This window comes from Nocardioides sp. QY071 (assembly GCF_029961765.1).
Lineage (GTDB): Bacteria > Actinomycetota > Actinomycetes > Propionibacteriales > Nocardioidaceae > Nocardioides.
In genome coordinates, this window is record NZ_CP124681.1 from 465812 (window position 1) to 481993 (window position 16182).

General features: G+C 73.5%; 15 protein-coding genes. 14 read left to right on the top strand and 1 reads right to left on the bottom strand.

Features of this window, described 5'->3' with window-relative positions; genetic code table 11:
- The first annotated feature begins 9 nt into the window (after positions 1 to 9).
- The 11 genes from folP to QI633_RS02245 all read left to right on the top strand — a co-directional run bounded on the left by folP (position 10) and on the right by QI633_RS02245 (position 12502).
- Complete coding sequence (gene folP, locus QI633_RS02195) at positions 10 to 885, top strand: dihydropteroate synthase (protein WP_260806542.1); 876 nt, start codon at positions 10 to 12, stop codon at positions 883 to 885.
- A complete protein-coding gene (gene folB / locus QI633_RS02200; protein ID WP_282427950.1) occupies positions 878 to 1285 on the top strand; it encodes a dihydroneopterin aldolase in 408 nt (135 codons plus the stop codon). The genes folP and folB overlap by 8 nt, the downstream gene beginning before the upstream one ends.
- On the top strand, positions 1282 to 1851 hold the full coding sequence (folK, locus tag QI633_RS02205) for a 2-amino-4-hydroxy-6-hydroxymethyldihydropteridine diphosphokinase (RefSeq protein ID WP_141800591.1): 570 nt from the start codon (positions 1282 to 1284) through the stop codon (positions 1849 to 1851). Before folB ends, folK begins: the two co-directional genes overlap by 4 nt.
- A gap of 112 nt (positions 1852 to 1963) precedes the next feature.
- Positions 1964 to 2362 carry a DUF3180 domain-containing protein gene (locus tag QI633_RS02210; RefSeq protein WP_282427951.1) on the top strand — a complete coding sequence of 133 codons (399 nt, stop codon included), beginning with the start codon at positions 1964 to 1966 and terminating at the stop codon, positions 2360 to 2362.
- 100 nt (positions 2363 to 2462) lie between these two features.
- Positions 2463 to 3059 (top strand): hypothetical protein, encoded by a 597-nt coding sequence (locus tag QI633_RS02215; RefSeq protein WP_282427952.1) that lies wholly within the window; start codon positions 2463 to 2465, stop codon positions 3057 to 3059.
- Positions 3060 to 3119: 60 nt separating this feature from the next.
- Positions 3120 to 6707 (top strand): CDP-glycerol glycerophosphotransferase family protein, encoded by a 3588-nt coding sequence (locus QI633_RS02220; protein ID WP_282427953.1) that lies wholly within the window; start codon positions 3120 to 3122, stop codon positions 6705 to 6707.
- Between the two features lie 9 nt (positions 6708 to 6716).
- Positions 6717 to 7889 (top strand): hypothetical protein, encoded by a 1173-nt coding sequence (locus QI633_RS02225; RefSeq protein ID WP_141800587.1) that lies wholly within the window; start codon positions 6717 to 6719, stop codon positions 7887 to 7889.
- Entirely contained in the window at positions 7886 to 8719 is an 834-nt protein-coding gene (locus tag QI633_RS02230; protein WP_141800586.1) for a hypothetical protein, read from the top strand. The genes QI633_RS02225 and QI633_RS02230 overlap by 4 nt, the downstream gene beginning before the upstream one ends.
- Positions 8716 to 9942, top strand: coding sequence for a hypothetical protein (locus QI633_RS02235; protein ID WP_282427954.1), 1227 nt, complete (start codon positions 8716 to 8718; stop codon positions 9940 to 9942). Before QI633_RS02230 ends, QI633_RS02235 begins: the two co-directional genes overlap by 4 nt.
- Positions 9942 to 11075: a hypothetical protein gene (locus QI633_RS02240; RefSeq protein ID WP_282427955.1), complete on the top strand. Its 1134-nt coding sequence runs from the start codon at positions 9942 to 9944 to the stop codon at positions 11073 to 11075. The genes QI633_RS02235 and QI633_RS02240 overlap by 1 nt, the downstream gene beginning before the upstream one ends.
- Positions 11076 to 11095: 20 nt before the next feature.
- The gene (locus QI633_RS02245) at positions 11096 to 12502 is read left to right on the top strand and encodes a bifunctional cytidylyltransferase/SDR family oxidoreductase (protein ID WP_282427956.1); all 1407 of its coding nucleotides are present in this window, start codon (positions 11096 to 11098) and stop codon (positions 12500 to 12502) included.
- On the opposite strand, the gene QI633_RS02250 is transcribed toward QI633_RS02245, so the two are convergent.
- A complete protein-coding gene (locus tag QI633_RS02250) occupies positions 12486 to 13625 on the bottom strand; it encodes a hypothetical protein (RefSeq protein ID WP_282427957.1) in 1140 nt (379 codons plus the stop codon). The genes QI633_RS02245 and QI633_RS02250 overlap by 17 nt on opposite strands.
- A gap of 195 nt (positions 13626 to 13820) precedes the next feature.
- Between QI633_RS02250 and QI633_RS02255 the strand changes: the two genes are divergently transcribed.
- Genes QI633_RS02255 through panD form a run of 3 tightly spaced genes read left to right on the top strand, consistent with a single transcriptional unit; the run spans position 13821 to position 16044 of the window.
- Complete coding sequence (locus QI633_RS02255) at positions 13821 to 14732, top strand: Rossmann-like and DUF2520 domain-containing protein (RefSeq protein WP_282427958.1); 912 nt, start codon at positions 13821 to 13823, stop codon at positions 14730 to 14732.
- A complete protein-coding gene (panC, locus tag QI633_RS02260) occupies positions 14729 to 15607 on the top strand; it encodes a pantoate--beta-alanine ligase (RefSeq protein ID WP_282427959.1) in 879 nt (292 codons plus the stop codon). The genes QI633_RS02255 and panC overlap by 4 nt, the downstream gene beginning before the upstream one ends.
- 17 nt (positions 15608 to 15624) lie before the next feature.
- Positions 15625 to 16044: an aspartate 1-decarboxylase gene (panD, locus tag QI633_RS02265; protein WP_139624442.1), complete on the top strand. Its 420-nt coding sequence runs from the start codon at positions 15625 to 15627 to the stop codon at positions 16042 to 16044.
- The last annotated feature ends 138 nt before the right edge of the window (positions 16045 to 16182 follow it).

The following is a 16182-nucleotide window of genomic DNA, read 5'->3' on the forward strand; positions in this document are numbered from 1 at the left end:
GTTTCCGCCATGACCGGACCGTCGACGCCCCTGGTGATGGGGGTCGTCAACGTCACGCCCGACTCGTTCTCCGACGGCGGGCGGTACGACGACCCCGAGCGCGCCGTCGCGCACGGCAGGCAGCTGCTCGCCGAGGGCGCCGACATCCTCGACGTCGGTGGTGAGTCCACCCGACCGGGCGCGACCCGGCCGCTGCTCGAGGAGGAGCTGGACCGCGTCGTACCCGTCATCGAGGCGCTCGCCGCCGACGGCGCCGTCGTGTCGGTCGACACGATGCGCGCCGAGGTCGCGGAGCGGGCGCTCGAGGCCGGTGCGCGGATCGTCAACGACGTGTCGGGCGGCCTCGCCGACCCCACGATCCTCGAGGTCGTCGCGCGCACCGGCGCCACCTACGTCGCGATGCACTGGCGCGCCCACAGCGACCGGATGCAGCAGTTCACCGAGTACGACGGTGGGGTGGTCGCGGCCGTCCGCGCCGAGCTGGGGGAGCGGGTCGCCGCGATCCGGGCCGCCGGCGTGCGGGACGACCAGATCGTGCTCGACCCCGGGCTCGGGTTCGCCAAGCTGGCCGAGCACAACTGGGAGCTGGTGCGCCACCTGGACGCGCTGGCGGACCTCGGCTTCCCGCTGCTGGTCGGCGGCAGCCGCAAGACCTTCCTCGGGCGCCTGCTCGAGGACGCCGCCGGCCGGCCGCGCCCGGTCGGGGAGCGGGAGGCGGCCGGCGTGGCGCTGAGCGCCCTGCTCGCCGCGGGGCTGGGCGGTGCGCCGGTGTGGTGCCTGCGGGTCCACGATGTGCGTGCCCACCGCGACGCCTTGGCGGTTGCGGCACAGTGGACCCCAGCCGCGGATCGGGCCGTGGCGCCGGAGAGGGATCGAGATGACTGACGAGCTGAGCATCCTCGGCATCGAGTGCTTCGCCCACCACGGCGTCTTCGACCACGAACGACGCGACGGCCAGGTGTTCAGGATCGACCTGACCCTCGCGGTCGACACCGCCCCCGCGGCGGCCTCGGACGACTTGCGTGACACCGTGGACTACGGAAGCCTCGTCGACCAGGTCGTGGCCGCCGTGACGAGGGACCCGGTCGACCTGATCGAGACCCTCGCGCAGCGGATCGCGGACACCTGCCTGTTGGACCCTCGTGTTGAATGGGTGCGTGTGACCGTCCACAAGCCGGATGCGCCGATCAAGGCGACGTTCGCCGACGTACAGCTCACCATCACCCGCCGCCGTGAGGCAGCAGGGGTGGGAGACCGAACCGGGAAGGCAGAGGGCCAAGCATGACCGAGACCCCCAATCCGAACATCGTCGACGCGGACACGTTGACCGGCGAGATGCGACCGATCCGTCGGGTGGTGATCGCACTCGGATCCAACCTCGGCGAGCGGTTCGCGACGCTGCAGGGTGCGCTCGGTGTGCTCGCGGACACCCCGGAGGTCTGGATCACCGGCGTGTCGCCGGTCTACGAGACGGCCCCCGTGGACTGCCCGCCCGACACGAAGGACTTCCTCAACGCCGTCGTGCTCGCCGACACCACCCTGTCGGCCCACCGCCTGCTGGACCGCGCCCTCGCCATCGAGGACGCCTTCGACCGCGAGCGCAGCGATGTCCCCAACGCCCCGCGCACCCTCGACGTCGACCTGATCGTCGTCGGCGACCGCCGCAGCGACACCGACGCCCTTCGCCTCCCGCACCCCCGGGCCCACGAGCGCGCCTTCGTGCTCAAGCCGTGGCACGACCTCGAGCCCGACGCCCAGCTGCTCGACCACGGCCCGGTCGCCGAGCTGCTCGAGAAGGCCGGCACCGACGGCCTCAAGCTGCGCGACGACCTGGTGCTCGAGACGGAGTAGCACCCTGAGCCGAGACCCGGTCCAGGAGCCCGAGCAGGAGCCCTCGGGACCGTCCGGGCCGTCACCGGACGGCCTGCGACCCACCGGCCTGCCCACCGTCCTCGGCTGGGCGGTGGCCGGCGCGGTCGTCGGCTGGGCGGTCCACCCGGTGTGCGACCGGATCGGCGTCGTACCCCCGCTGGTCTCGGCGGCGCAGCCGCTCGCGCTGCTGCTGCTCGCCGTGATCCTCGGGTACGTCGCCTGGGTGACCCACCGCGCCGTCCACGTGCGCCGCGAGCGGCTGGAGCCCCACCAGGCCGTCAACCGGTTCGTCCTCGCCCGTGCCAGTGCCCTCGTCGCCGCCCTGGTCACCGGCGGGTACGTCGGCTACGCGCTCTCCTGGATCGGTGACCCGGCCGAGCTGGCCGACGAGCGGATGGTGCGCTCCTTCGTCGCCGCCGGGTGTGCCATCGCCGCGGTGGTCGCGGGCCTGTTGCTGGAAAGGGCCTGTCGGGTCCACGACGACGCTTAGCCCGGATCCGGGCTCGGGGACGACCGACTGTGACGGTTGGGACGGTTGTGACAAGCGTGTCTGCCGCGTCTCGAGCGCCCGGAGGCCTACCGTGCAAGACATGACTTCCCCTGTCATGTCCGGCAACCGCCGTCGTCAGCGCTCCACGCGGGTCCTGGTCGCTGTGCTCCTCCTCGTGCTCGCGACGCTCGCCGTCGCCGGCACGGCCGTGACCGGCTCCTGGCTCCTCGTCACGATCGCCGCCGCCGCCGCCCTCGTCCTGGGCGCCGCGGCCACCAAGATCACCCACAGCGAGCTCCTGGACTCCCGTCAGGAGGCCGCCCGCGACCGGGCCACCCAGGCGCGTGCGTACGCCGACCTGACCGAGGTCCGCACCGCGGAGAACGTCGAGTTCGCCGCCGACATGACGGGCAAGGTCGCCAAGCGCGACGCCACCATCGCCCGCCTCGAGAAGCGCCTCGGCGACGCCGCCGCCGAGCTGGCCGACGCCCGCCGCGACCTCGTCGAGGCCGGCGAGCGTGCCGAGGAGGCCCAGCGCACCGCCGACCGGCTCACCAAGAGCCTCGCCGACGCCGAGGAGCGCGCCGGCCAGGCCGTCGTCCGGGTCGCCGAGCTCGAGGCCGAGCTCGACGTCCTCACCTCGCAGATCCACGCCCTCGAGGCGCAGGCCCGCACCCGGGCCCGCCGCCCCGCCTGACCCCACACCCCTAGGTAGCATCGGGCGACCCACCCGTCGACCCGGAAGGACGCTGCTGCCGTGGCACTCGACCGCGCCCGCGCCCAGCAGGGCCTGATCCGGCTCGCCAAGGCAGGACCCGGGCGGCTGCGCGGTCCCGTCGGCCGCGCCACCCGCCGCTTCCGTGGCGAGTTCTCCGGCCCCCTGGTCACCGTCGTGCTGCCGGTCAGCGACGACGACACGACCCGGATCGGCACCTGCCTGGACTCGCTGAAGGTCCAGACCCACCGCAACCTCGAAGTCCTCGTCGTGCGCTTCGGGCGCCACGAGCGGGTCACCGCGACCGTGCGCGAGCACGCCGCCGCGGACTGGCGGATCAAGACCCGGATCAAGGTCGAGAGGTCCCTCGCCGCGGCCCGCAACGCCGGCGTCGCCGCCGCGGCCGGCGAGCTGGTCGTCGTCGTGACCAACGCCGGCGACGACTTCGTCCACACCGGCATCGAGCGGCTGGTCGAGGCCCACGCGCGCTCCGGCTCGCCGGTGGTGGTCGGCGCGATGCGCGAGCCCGACATCGCCGGCTGGATCCCCGACTCGGCGTACGACGCCGCCCACCACACCCCCGTCCGCGGTACGACGCTCGCGGCCACCCCGGTCGCCGTCACCGACCTCGGCCTCGGCAACAAGCTCTTCACGCGCGCGGCCTGGCGGCAGACCGGCCTGCGCTTCTCCGAGGACTTCCCCGACGGCGCCGACGTCGCGCTCGGGCTGCTGGAGCGGGCGTCCGCCTTCGACCTGCTGGCCGACTTCACCTACATCCCGACCGACCGCCGCGACGGCGTCCAGGTCGGCACCGTGCCCGACGTGCTCAGCGGCCTGGCCGGCTGGATCGACCGCAACGACCACACCTGGCACCGGGTCGAGGCGCTCGGGCTGCCCGAGGTCCGCGAGTGGTTCCTGTGGGGCGTGCTCGACACGGCCGTGCAACCGCTGATCGCCGACGTGGAGCGGGCCGACGAGCACCAGTGGCAGACGCTGCGCGACCACGTCGCGATGCTCCTCGACGCCGCCGACGAGCACGTCTGGGCCCGGCTCAACGCCGAGGCGCGGGTCAAGCTGTGGCTGCTGCGCAACAACCACCGCAAGGCTCTCGAGGACTTCCTCGGCGCCCGGCTGTTCACCCGCGGCAACCGGCCCACCGAGGTCCGCGACGGCAAGGTCTGGGCGCTGCTGCCGCACCACGACGACGCCGAGCTGGCCATCCCGCCCGAGCTGTTCGAGATGACCGCCGACGAGACCCGGTTCCGCGCGATGCTGCGCGAGGCGCGCTGGGTCGACGCCACCACGCTCGAGCTGACCGTGTTCGCGGCCGTCGACTTCGTGCACATGAGCACGACGCCTGCGATCACCTGTGCGCTCGTCGAGAGCGCCACCGGGCAACGGGTCCCGCTGCAGATCCGCCAGTTCCGCGACGCCCGCGCCAACCAGGCGCTGCGCCGCCACCAGGACTTCTCGTGGGGCGCCTTCGACGCCGTCGTCCCCGTCGCCGACGTGGTCGCCGCGACCACGGACGGCACCGGCACCTGGGTCCTCGAGGTCGACATCGACGTCGACGGCGTACGACGCACCGGTGCCGTCCCGCTCATCGACGAGCAGGCCTCGGCCGGATTCATCGGCCGCGACCACCTCGCACCCCGCCCGGTCGCCGGGTCGGTCGTCGCCTTCAACCCGCGCTCCGACGTGGTCGGCCTGCGCATCCGTCCCGACAGCGGCCCGCGGCTGCGCTCCCTCACCGTCCAGGGCCGCACGGTCGAGGGCACCCTCGTCCCCGCCGCCACCGAGATCACCGGCCTACGTGTCACCCAGGGCACCCAGCAGGTCCGCGCCGAGCTCACCACCACGCCGAGCGGCGAGAGGGCGTTCCGGCTCCAGCTCCCCGCCGCCTGGTCCGGCCAGCGGCGCTGGCAGGTCCAGGCGCTCACGGCCGAGGGCCGCGAGATCCCGCTCGGCTGGGCCGCCGGCGCGCCCCAGTGGCTCGGCGTCGGCGAGGGCGAGCTGGTCGGCTCCCGCACCCCGTCCGGCGACACCGAGCTCTACGAGACCGCCGGCACCCTCGTCGTCGACGACCTCCTCGTCGAGGGCCTCCGGCTCGACGTCACCGCCCGCTGGCTCGGCGCCGCACCCGGCCAGGACGCCCGGATCGTCCTCCTCACCCAGGTCGGTGGCACCGAGGTCCTCGCCACCGACCTGCCGCCGGCCGCCGCCGACGGCACGGTCCGCGTGAGCCTCACCCTCACCGCCGACCGCTGGGGCCTCGGCGAGCGCCCGCTCGCACCCGCTTGGTTCTGGCTCGCCGTCACCATCGGCGGCACCACCACGCGCAGCCTGCTCGGAGAGGCCGGCATCGACCGCCTCCACCACTTCATGGTCGGCACTGGTCACCGCAGCTACTCCGCCCGCGTCGTGCAGGAGGGCCGCGTCGCCGGCATCGAGCTGCTCCCGCCGGTGCCGGTCGACGAGCGCGTCCCCTACGGCCAGACCCAGCTGCAGGAGTGGTACGCCGACGGCGACATCCCGCTCGAGCCGGACGCCGTCTACTTCCAGTCCTACGTCGGCGCCACCGCCACCGACAGCCAGCTCGCGCTCCACCACGAGCTGCGGCGCACCCGCCCCGACCTCACGCTCTACTGGGGCGTCGCGTCCGCCGCCTCGTGGGTGCCGGAGGGCGCCGTGCCCGTCGTGATGACCACCCGCGAGTGGTACCGCGTGCTGGCCGCCGCCGGACAGCTGTGCATGAACATCGACCCGGAGCGCTGGTTCCGCAAGCGCCCCGGCCAGCGGCTGCTGCAGACCTTCCACGGCTACCCGTCGAAGTCGATGGGCATCCGGATGTGGGACGCCAAGCACTACCCGCCGCGGCGCATCGAGCTCGAGCTGGCCCGCACCTCGCAGCAGTGGGACCTGATCCTCACGCCCGACCCCGACATGGACCAGTTCTACCGCCGCGAGTACGCCTACGACGGGGCGATCCACAGCGAGGGCTATCCCCGTGACGACGTCCTCGTCGGCGACCGCGCGGCCGTCGTACGCGAGGACGTGCGGCGCCGCCTCGGCATCGAGCCCCACCAGAAGGCGATCCTCTACGCCCCCACGTGGCGCGACGACCAGGCCACCAACTGGCGCGCGGCCGACGCCGTCCACCACCTCGACGTCGCCTCCGCGGCCCGCGAGCTGGGCCCCGACTACGTCCTGCTGCTGCGCGGCCACCGGTTCCACAACCCCTCCGGCGACGGCGCCGGGGCCACGCGCTTCCTCGACGTCACCGAGTACCCCGAGATCAACGACCTGATCCTCGCCGCCGACGCCGCCGTGCTCGACTACTCGTCGCTGCGCTTCGACTTCGCCCTCACCGACCGGCCGATGGTCTTCCTGGTCCCCGACCTCGACACCTACGTCGGCGGTGTGCGCGGCTTCCTCTACGACTACGGCCCGACCGCCCCCGGCCCCCACGTCGACACCGCCGAGCAGGTCGTCGACCTGCTGCGCGACCTCGACGGACTACGGCGGCGGTACGCCGGCGAGGTGGCCGCCTTCCACGAGCGGTTCAGCCGTTTCATGGACGGGCACGCCGCCGAGCGGGTGGCGGCGGCCTTCTTCGGGACCGAGATCTAGGATCACCCGATGCGCTCTGTCGACCTGCCCGACGCCCTCCCGGACGGCTCGCGGTTCCTCCACATCGGGCTTCCGAAGACGGGGACGACCGCGCTGCAGGGCGCACTCGACCGAGCCCGTCCAGAGCTCGAGGCGCTCGGCGCCCACAACGTCAACCATGGCCGGCACGAGATGCGGGTCGGGCAGGTCGCCGCGGGCGGGCTCGCCGAGTTCTGGCAGGGCGCCTGGGAGAAGCGTTGGCAGGCACTGGCCACGGAGTTCCGCGAGTCCGACGCCCGCTGCACGTTCTGGTCGAGCGAGTCGTTGAGCCATGCCCGGGGCGAGCGGGTCGCCTATCTCGCCGACCAGCTCGGGTCCGACACCCATGTCGTCGTCACGTTGCGGCCGTTGGCGCCGCTGATGGTGTCCCAGTGGCAGCAGTGGCTGCGCCGGCGCGGAACCCAGTCGCTGGACGAATGGGCGGTCAACCAGTTCGACGCGGTCACCCCCGACGGCGAGGTGACCATCGACTACCTCAGGTTCATGCCGTCGCTGCACCGGTTCAGCCTGCGTCGCATCGTCGAGGAGTGGGGCCCGGTCTTCGGCGAGGAGCGGATCGTGCTCGTCGTACCCGACCCGACCGACAGGCTGCGCAACTTCCGCGTCTTCGAGCGCCTGATGGGGGTTCCGGACATCCTGCAGCCAGTGCCCGAGGGCAACGCCTCGTTGCCCTACCCGGAGGCCGAGATGTTGCGGCACTTCAACCGCGCCTGGACCGACCACGGCGGCGACCACCCCACGTGGATGGAGGTGATCGGCGTGCTCGCGCGGATCCCGCTGCGCGACTACACCAACACTCTCGAGGCGCACCCCATCCGCGCCCCGCGGTGGGTCGCCGAGCGCGCCAACGAGTACGCCGCGGCGTGGAACTCCGCCGTCGAGGACTCCGGAGTCACCGTGGTCGGCGATCTGGCCGACCTGCTCGTCGACCCGGCCGACTACCCGGAGCGGGTCGACGTGCCGACCACCGTCGACGTCGAGAGCGCGGGCCGGCTGATGGACGTCGCGTTCACTGCCGCCCTCCAGCACGCGGCGAGGACCCCGTCCGGCGCATCCCAGACGCCCGACCTGTCGTCGTACGGCGGCCGGGAGCTGGTCCGCGAGCTCGGCCGCCGCGCCCGGCGACGGGTGGGCAGGGGATGAGCCTGCTCCACGTGCCCGACGCCCACGCCGGGATGAACGCCTTCGCCGTGCCCACCTGGTGGGCCTCGCTGGAGGACGAGCGGGTCACCCGCGACGACGACGAGCGGCCCGACGTCACCGTGGTCGAGGTCGACCTCGACGCCGACCGCACCCTGCTGGTCGTCGGCGCCGTCGCCGAGCTGCTGTCCGAGCCGACCCCCGAGGGCCTGGCCGCCTGGGTGGCCGAGGTCCGGGCGGTCCACACCGCCGAGGCGCCGGTGCACCTCGCGGTGTCCCTCGACGAGGTCACCTCGCTCGACGAGCTGCTCACCCTCGCCGCCGGTCGCCGCTGGCCGCGCTTCGACGTCGCCGCAGCGGCCGCCCACACCGATGCCGACCCGATCCCGCCGCAGAGCGTGCCGGGCGGCCAGGACACCGCTCGCGCGTACGCCGACGCGATCGTCGCGCAGGTCGAGGTGCTGCTGCCGCCCGCTTGGCAGACCGCCGTCGACGGCACCGCCGACGCGACCGCCTGCATCAGCCGGGCGCTCGACACCGATCCCGACCTCGGTCCCGCCGAGGCCCGGGCGATGCGCGACGCCTGCCGGGCCGCTCTCGCGGCGCTGGAGGCCGACGGGGTCACTGTCAGCGGGCCCCGCGACGCGCTGCTGTGGCCGGTCCCCGCCGAGCGCGGCCTGGTCCCGCTCGACGTGGCCGCCGACGCCGCGCTCGAGGTGATGCTCGGCCAGGTCGAGCGGCCGGCCGACCTCGCGCCGGACCGGGCGGTCGTCGTACCCCTGGCGGAGCTGCCGGCCCGCGCCCTCCTCACCCGACTGCGGGGGACCCGATGACCGCGCCGATCACCCCGCTGCCCGACGGCACCACGCTGGTCCACATCGGGCCCTACAAGACCGGCACCACCGCGATGCAGGGCGCGCTGTGGGAGGCCCGCGAGGCCCTCGCGACCCATGGCGTCGCCTACCCGGGCGAGCTCGCCCACGAGATGAACGCCGCCATGGCGGTCGCCCTCGGCCGGGTCGACCCCGGCAAGGACATCGACGCGTTCCGCGAGCGGTGGTACGCCATGGTCGCCGCCCTCCAGGCCGACCGGCCGCGGATCGGCGTGCTCAGCAGCGAGGTCTACTGCGAGGCCACCGACGACGGCGCCCGCACCGTCCTCGACGTGCTCGGCCCGCAGACCCATGTCGTGATCACCGTGCGCCCGATCGTGCGCCTGCTCGGCTCGCAGTGGCAGCAGTACGGCCAGAACGTCCCCGTGCCGTCGTACGGCGAGTGGCTGCGCGCGATCCTCGACCAGGCCGAAGACCCCGACGGAGGCACCGTCACCCCGTCCTTCTGGCAGCGGCACCGCCACGACCGGCTGGTCGAGCGCTGGGTCGGGCTCGTCGGCGGCGACCGGGTGAGCGTGATCGTGGTCGACGACCGCGACCACCGCGGGCTCCCGGCGGCCTTCGAGAGCCTGCTCGGGCTCCCCGACGGACTGCTGCGCCCGCCGGCCGACAAGACCAACCGGTCGCTGACCTTCGCCGAGGCGACGCTGATGCAGGAGCTGGTCGACCGCACCGCCCGGGCGCCGTGGACCAGCGCCGACCACGGCCGGTTCATCCGCTTCGGCGCCGCCCGCGGCCTGCAGGCCGCACCGCCCGACCCCGCCGCCGAGAGGCTGCTGACCCCCGGCTGGGCGATCGACCGGGCGCTCGAGGTCGGCGCCGGCATGGCGGAGCGGATCGCGGCGTCCGGTGCGCGGGTCATCGGCGACCTCGGCCTGCTCTCCGACCGCGCGCTCGCGCCCGCCGAGGGCGAGAACGCCCCTGTCACCGCGATCGACCCCGGCGCCGCCGCGGCCCTCGCCGTCGGCATCATCAGCAAGCTGACCGGCGTCCACCCCCGCCCCGAGCACCGCGACCTCGCGGGCCCGGTCGAGCAGGCGGTGTGGTCGCGGCACCGGGCCGTCGCCGAGCACTGCGACACCGAGCGCGACCAGGACGGCGCCCGTCGTACGGCGGCCCGCGAGCTCGCCCGCCGCGCCCGCCGCCGGCTCGGTGAGCGCTGATGGACTCCCTTCCCGACGGTTCCAGGCTGCTCCACATCGGCATGCCGAAGACCGGCACCACCGCACTCCAGCACTCGCTGTGGGCCGCGCGTGCCGCGCTCGAGCAGCACGGCGCCCACAACGTCTCGCGCCGGGCCCACGAGCGGAAGGTGGCCATCACCGCGGCCGGCAACGTCCGGTCCTACTGGGGCGCCGAGCACGAGCGCTGGCAGCAGCTCGCCCACGAGTTCCGCACGTCCACGGCCCGGCGCACGTTCTGGTCGAGCGAGTCCCTGTCGCTGGCCCAGCCCGACCGCATCCGCGGGCTGCGCGAGGAGCTCGGGCCGTCGTACGTCGTCTGCACGATCCGCGCGCTCGCACCTCAGCTCGCTTCGCGCTGGCAGCAGGGCCTGCGCCGCGCCCACACCCAGCCGCTCGACGACTGGCTGCGCACCACCTTCGCCGAGGAGCCGCTCGGCGGCGTGGGTGCCGGCTTCGTCCCGGGCCAGCCGTTGCGGCGGCTCAATCCCCGCCGCGTGCTGCAGGACTGGGGTGCGGCGTTCGGCGAGGAGAACCTGGTCTTCGTCGTGCTCGACCCGACCGACCACGCGTGGCTGCTGCGCGCCTTCGAGAGCCTGCTCGGGGTCCCCCAGCTGCTCGAGCCGTCGCCGTCGCGCAACCTGTCCCTGCCGATGCCCGAGGCCGAGATGCTCCGGCACTTCGCCACCGCCTACCGCGAGCACGGCGGAGACCTCGACGCGTGGATGGCCACCGCAGGCGACACCCGCAGGATCAAGCTGCGTTCGGTCGTGGAGGCCGCGCCTCGGCACCAGACCGTGCGGGTGCCCCGGTGGGCGGCCGAGCGCGCCAACGAGTACGTCGCCGAGTGGGTCGAGGCGCTGGAGTCGTCCGGCGCCCGGGTGCTGGGCGACGTGCGCCACCTGTCCAGCGACCCCGCCTCCCACCCCGTCGAGGTCGAGGTCCCCGAGGTCGTGGACGTCGCGTCGGCCGGCCGGATGATGGAGGCGTACTTCCGCGTCGCCCTCACGCTCGCGCCCCAGTCTCCCGCCGCGACGCCTGCCCGCTCGCTCGACGCCGTCAGCGGCCGCGCCATCGTCGCCGAGCTCCGGCGCCGAATCCTCCGCCGCTCCTGACCCGTGGGAGACTGCCAGCCATGACGAGGAATGTCGCCGTCCTGCTCGCCGGTGGTGTCGGGAGCCGGGTCGGACTCGACATCCCCAAGCAGCTGATCAAGGTCGCGGGCAAGACCCTGCTCGAGCACACCCTGCTCGCACTGCACGACCACGCCGACGTCGACGAGGTCGTCGTGATGATGACGCCCGGCCACACCGACGCGGTGCGCGACATCACCCGCGGCGGCGCCTACCCCAAGGTCACCGCGATCCTCGAGGGCGGCGAGACCCGCAACGACACCACCCAGCGTGCGATCGACCACCTGGCCGGGACCGGCGACGTCGCCGAGACCCGGATCCTGCTCCACGACGCGGTCCGCCCGCTCGTCACGCCGCGGATCATCGGCGAGTGCTTCACCGCGCTGGAGCGCTACCCGGCCGTCGACGTCGCCATCCCGTCGGCCGACACGATCATCGAGGTCGCCACCGACGACACCATCCGCAGCATCCCGCCGCGCGCGTCGCTGCGCCGCGGCCAGACGCCCCAGGCCTTCCGGCTCGACGTCCTCGCCCGGGCCTACGAGATCGCCGCCGGCGACCCCGACTTCACCGCCACCGACGACTGCAGCGTCGTGCTGAAGTACCTGCCCGACGAGCCGATCATCGTGGTCCACGGCGACGACCGGAACATGAAGGTCACCGAGCCGATCGACGTCTACATCGCCGACAAGCTCTTCCAGCTCACCGGCATCGACCTGCCCCGCGCGAAGGACGACGCCGGCTACCGCGCCGCGCTCGAGGGCAGGACGATGGTCGTCTTCGGCGGCAGCTACGGCATCGGTGCCGACATCGCCGAGCTCGCGCAGTCCTACGGCGCCACCGTGCTCACCTTCAGCCGGTCGACCACCAACACCGACGTGGGCCGTCGTGCCGACGTCGCCGCCGCGGCGAAGGAGGCGATCGCCAAGGCCGGCACCATCGACTTCGTCGTCAACACCGCCGGCGTGCTGCCCCGCGGCGAGCTCCTCGAGACCACCGAGGAGACGGTCTACGCCGCCACCGAGATCAACTACCTCGGGCCGATCTTCATCGCTCAGGAGTTCTACCCCCACCTCGCCGCCTCCCAGGGCTCCCTGCTCCTGTTCACGTCGAGCTCCTACACCCGCGGTCGCAGCGGCTACAGCCTCTACTCCTCGGCGAAGGCCGCCACGGTCAACCTGACCCAGGCGCTCGCCGACGAGTGGGCCGACGCGGGCGTGCGGGTCAACTGCATCAACCCCGAGCGGACCGCCACCCCGATGCGCACCAAGGCCTTCGGCCAGGAGGCCCCCGGCACCCTGCTCGACTCCCAGACGGTCGCGCGCACCTCGGTCGACGTGCTCATCTCCGACCAGTCGGGGCACGTCTACGACGTCCGCAAGGACGACCCCTTCAGCCTCGGCGACTGAGCCTTCCCCGCAGCCCCCCGGTCGGTACGGCGGCGGTGGGCTCCGGCGCCGCCGGTGGCGGTGCAGCAGGCGAGTGTGCGACCAGCCGCTCGGCCGCCAGCGCCAGCCCCGCGCCGAACCATGCGGCCACGCCCGCGTCGATCGCCGCAGGCGGCTCGGGGGTGGCGTCGACGCCGCTGGGCCGGGTCGCGGAGATCGAGTCGAGGTCGCCGTACACCGGAACGCCGAGATCGCGGATGGCCGCGGCCATCGCGGCCCCGATCGCGTTGGCGCGCTCGACCGCCCAGTCCGGCGTGACGAGTGGCGCCTCCCCGGGCCCGGGCGCGCGCTCCTTGAGGTGATCCTTGAGGTGGCGGAACAGTCGGACGTAGTGATCGGGCTGCAGGCCGAGGTCGGCGTAGCTGCCGTTGAAGCGGCGCAGCACCTCGGCCTCGTCGGCGGTGAGCGACCGGTTCTCCCGTGCGTCCTGGCCGGCGAGGGTCTCGCGTGACAGGCCGAGGAGCTGCTCGAAGGTGTGGGGGAGGAAGGTGTGGTCGCGGGGGTCGAGGACGACGACGATCACCCGCTCGGCGCCGACGTGACCGGACCACCTGCGCGCGAGCGCATCATGGCGGTGCCGGTTCCAGAACTCCCGCGGCTCCGGATCGGAGACGTCGTCGGCGAGCACCATCCGCAGCCAGGCGTCGTACGTGTGGCGACTCTGTCGCTGCAGGCCCTGCTGGTACTGCGACGACAGGATCCGGGCGAGCGGACGCAGGGTGACCACTACCCACAGGTCCTCGGCGCCGACCTCGCCGACGATCCGCGCGACCTGCTCGTCTGTGGCGTCCGAGAGGAACTCGCTGCTGAACACCCGGCGCTCGGGGCCGGGAGCGGTGAGCCCCTCCACCACGGACCGCCACGCCTTCTCGGCCCGGGCCGGGTCGCGGCCGGCGACCATCCGGTCGGTGACGTAGCGGGCCGCCCGCGCGTCGTGCTGGCTGCGCGACAGGTAGCGGACCCCCTGCTCCGCCGCGGCCTTCCGGGCCAGGTGGAACGCGCTTTGCAGTGCCGTCGTGCCGGTCTTGTGAGGCCCGACGTGCAGCACGCGCGCGCCGGCGGGCAGCGGGGAGGGCGACGACATGCCCCGAGGATAGGAGACGCTCGACTTCTGTGACGCAAGCCACCGGACCGACCCGTTCCGGGGCAATCTGAGTAGGCGTACCGTTGAGGCGTCCCGGAACCCCGGGACGACACCATTGAGCACAACGTCCGGTACCCACACCGGCTCGCACCGCAGGGCGCGAGTGGTCGGAGGGACGGGAACGAAAGGTTCACGATGTCCCCCAAGCTCTCCGTGGGTGTGATCGGCGCGGGTCGCGTCGGCGCCGTCCTTGCCGCGGGTCTTCGCGCGGCCGGCCACCCCGTCGTCGCCGCCGCCGGTGAGTCCGATGCCTCGCGTCGTCGTGCCGCCGACCTGCTGCCCGGCGTCCCGATGCGCAAGCCGAGCGACGTCGCCCGCGAGGCCGACCTGCTGCTGCTCACCGTGCCCGACGACATGCTGCCCAACGTGGTGACGGTGCTCGCCGACAGCGGCGCCCTGCACGCCGGCCAGGTCGTCGCCCACACGTCGGGTCGCCACGGCCTCGCCGTGCTCGCGCCGGCCGCCGCGGTCGGGGCCCGCGTCATCGCGCTGCACCCGGCGATGACCTTCACCGGCACCGCCGTCGACCTCGAGCGTCTTCACGGCTGCGTCTTCGGCCTCACCGCCGGCCCGGCCGAGCGCGAGCTCGCCGAGGCCCTCGTCGCCGACCTCGGCGGGCGCCCGACCTGGGTCCCCGAGGAGATGCGCACGCTCTACCACGCGGGCCTGGCCCACGGGGCCAACCACCTGGTCACCCTGGTGAGCGAGGCGATGGGCCTGCTCAGCGCCGCCGGCGTCGACGACCCGGCCGGCACCCTGCGCCCCCTGCTCGACGCCGCCCTCGACAACGCGCTCGCCCACGGCGACGCCGCCCTCACCGGCCCGATCGTCCGCGGCGACGTCCAGACGGTCGCGGCCCACCTGAGGGACATCTCGGCCAACGCGCCCGACACCGTGCCGTCGTACGTCGCGATGGCGTGGGCCACTCTCGACCGTGCCGTCACCGACGGCCGGCTGCTGCCGATCCGCGCCCAGGCGATCGCCACGGTCCTCAGCGCGTACGGCGACCGGCGGGTGCTGCACGCACCGCGGGTGGACAGCCTGTGACCACCGCGACCGTCCCGGCTGTTGCCCGCAGCCGGTCCGAGCTGCGCGACCTGCGGGGCACCGGCCCGGTGGTGTTCGTGCCGACCATGGGCGCGCTCCATGAGGGCCACGCGTCGCTGCTGCGGATCGCGCGCGAGCGTGCCGGGGACGACGGCACCGTCGTGCTGTCGATCTTCGTCAACCCCCTGCAGTTCGGGCCGACCGAGGACCTCGACCGCTACCCGCGCACCTTCGACGCAGACCTCGCCCTCGCCGCGACCGAGGGGGTCGACGTCGTGTTCGCGCCGACGGTCGCGCAGATGTACCCCGACGGCGTCCCGCACGAGGGCGTCGCCACCGAGGCCGTCACCGTCCAGCCCGGCCCGCTCGGCGACCTGTTCGAGGGCGCCAGCCGCCCCGGCCACTTCCGCGGCGTGCTCACCGTCGTCGCCAAGCTGTTCGGCCTGGTGCGTCCCGACGTCGCGATCTTCGGCGAGAAGGACTACCAGCAGCTCGCGCTGATCCGCCGGATGACCACCGACCTGTGCCTCGGCATCGAGATCGTCGGCGCCGAGACCGACCGCGAGCCCGACGGCCTGGCCCGCTCGAGCCGCAACCGCTACCTCGACGACGAGGAGCGCCAGCAGGCCGCGACGCTGAGCCGGGCCCTGCGCGCGGCGCAGCAGCGGGCGTCGTACGGCGTCCCGGCCGCGCGCTGGGCCGCGATGGGCGTCATCAAGGCCGAGCCCGGCGTCGAGCTCGACTACCTCGCGCTGACCACCACGGGCCTCGGCGAGCTGCCCGACTACCCCGAGCCCGGCACCGAGGGCCGGATCCTCGTCGCCGCCCGGGTCGGCACCACCCGGCTCATCGACAACCTGCCGCTGCAGTTCTGACACCCAGGGGGATTCCCATGCTGCGCACCATGATGAAGAGCAAGATCCACCGTGCGACCGTCACGCAGGCCGACCTCCACTACGTCGGCTCGGTCACCGTCGACGAGGACCTGCTCGAGGCGGCCGACCTGCTGGCCGGCGAGCTGGTCCACATCGTCGACATCACCAACGGCGCCCGCCTCGAGACCTACACCATCGCCGGCGAGCGCGGCAGCGGCGTGATCGGCATCAACGGTGCCGCCGCCCGCCTGGTCCACCCCGGCGACCTGGTCATCCTGATCGGCTACGGCCAGATGACGACCGAGGAGGCCAAGGAGCACCAGCCGCACGTCGTCTTCGTCGACGCCGACAACAAGATCATGGCGACGGGCTTCGACCCCGCCGAGACCTTCGGCGACCCGGGGTTGTCCCGGGGCGACGTGACCGCCGGTCGCTGAGTAGCCTGCGGGGATGCTAGTGGCGTGTCTCGAAGATGACTTGCTGGTCCACGTGCCCAGGGTGCGTGCATCGCAAGGCGGCGGAGCGATGGCATACCGGGTTGTCTACCGAGCGACGCCAACGCAGCGAGGTGCGTG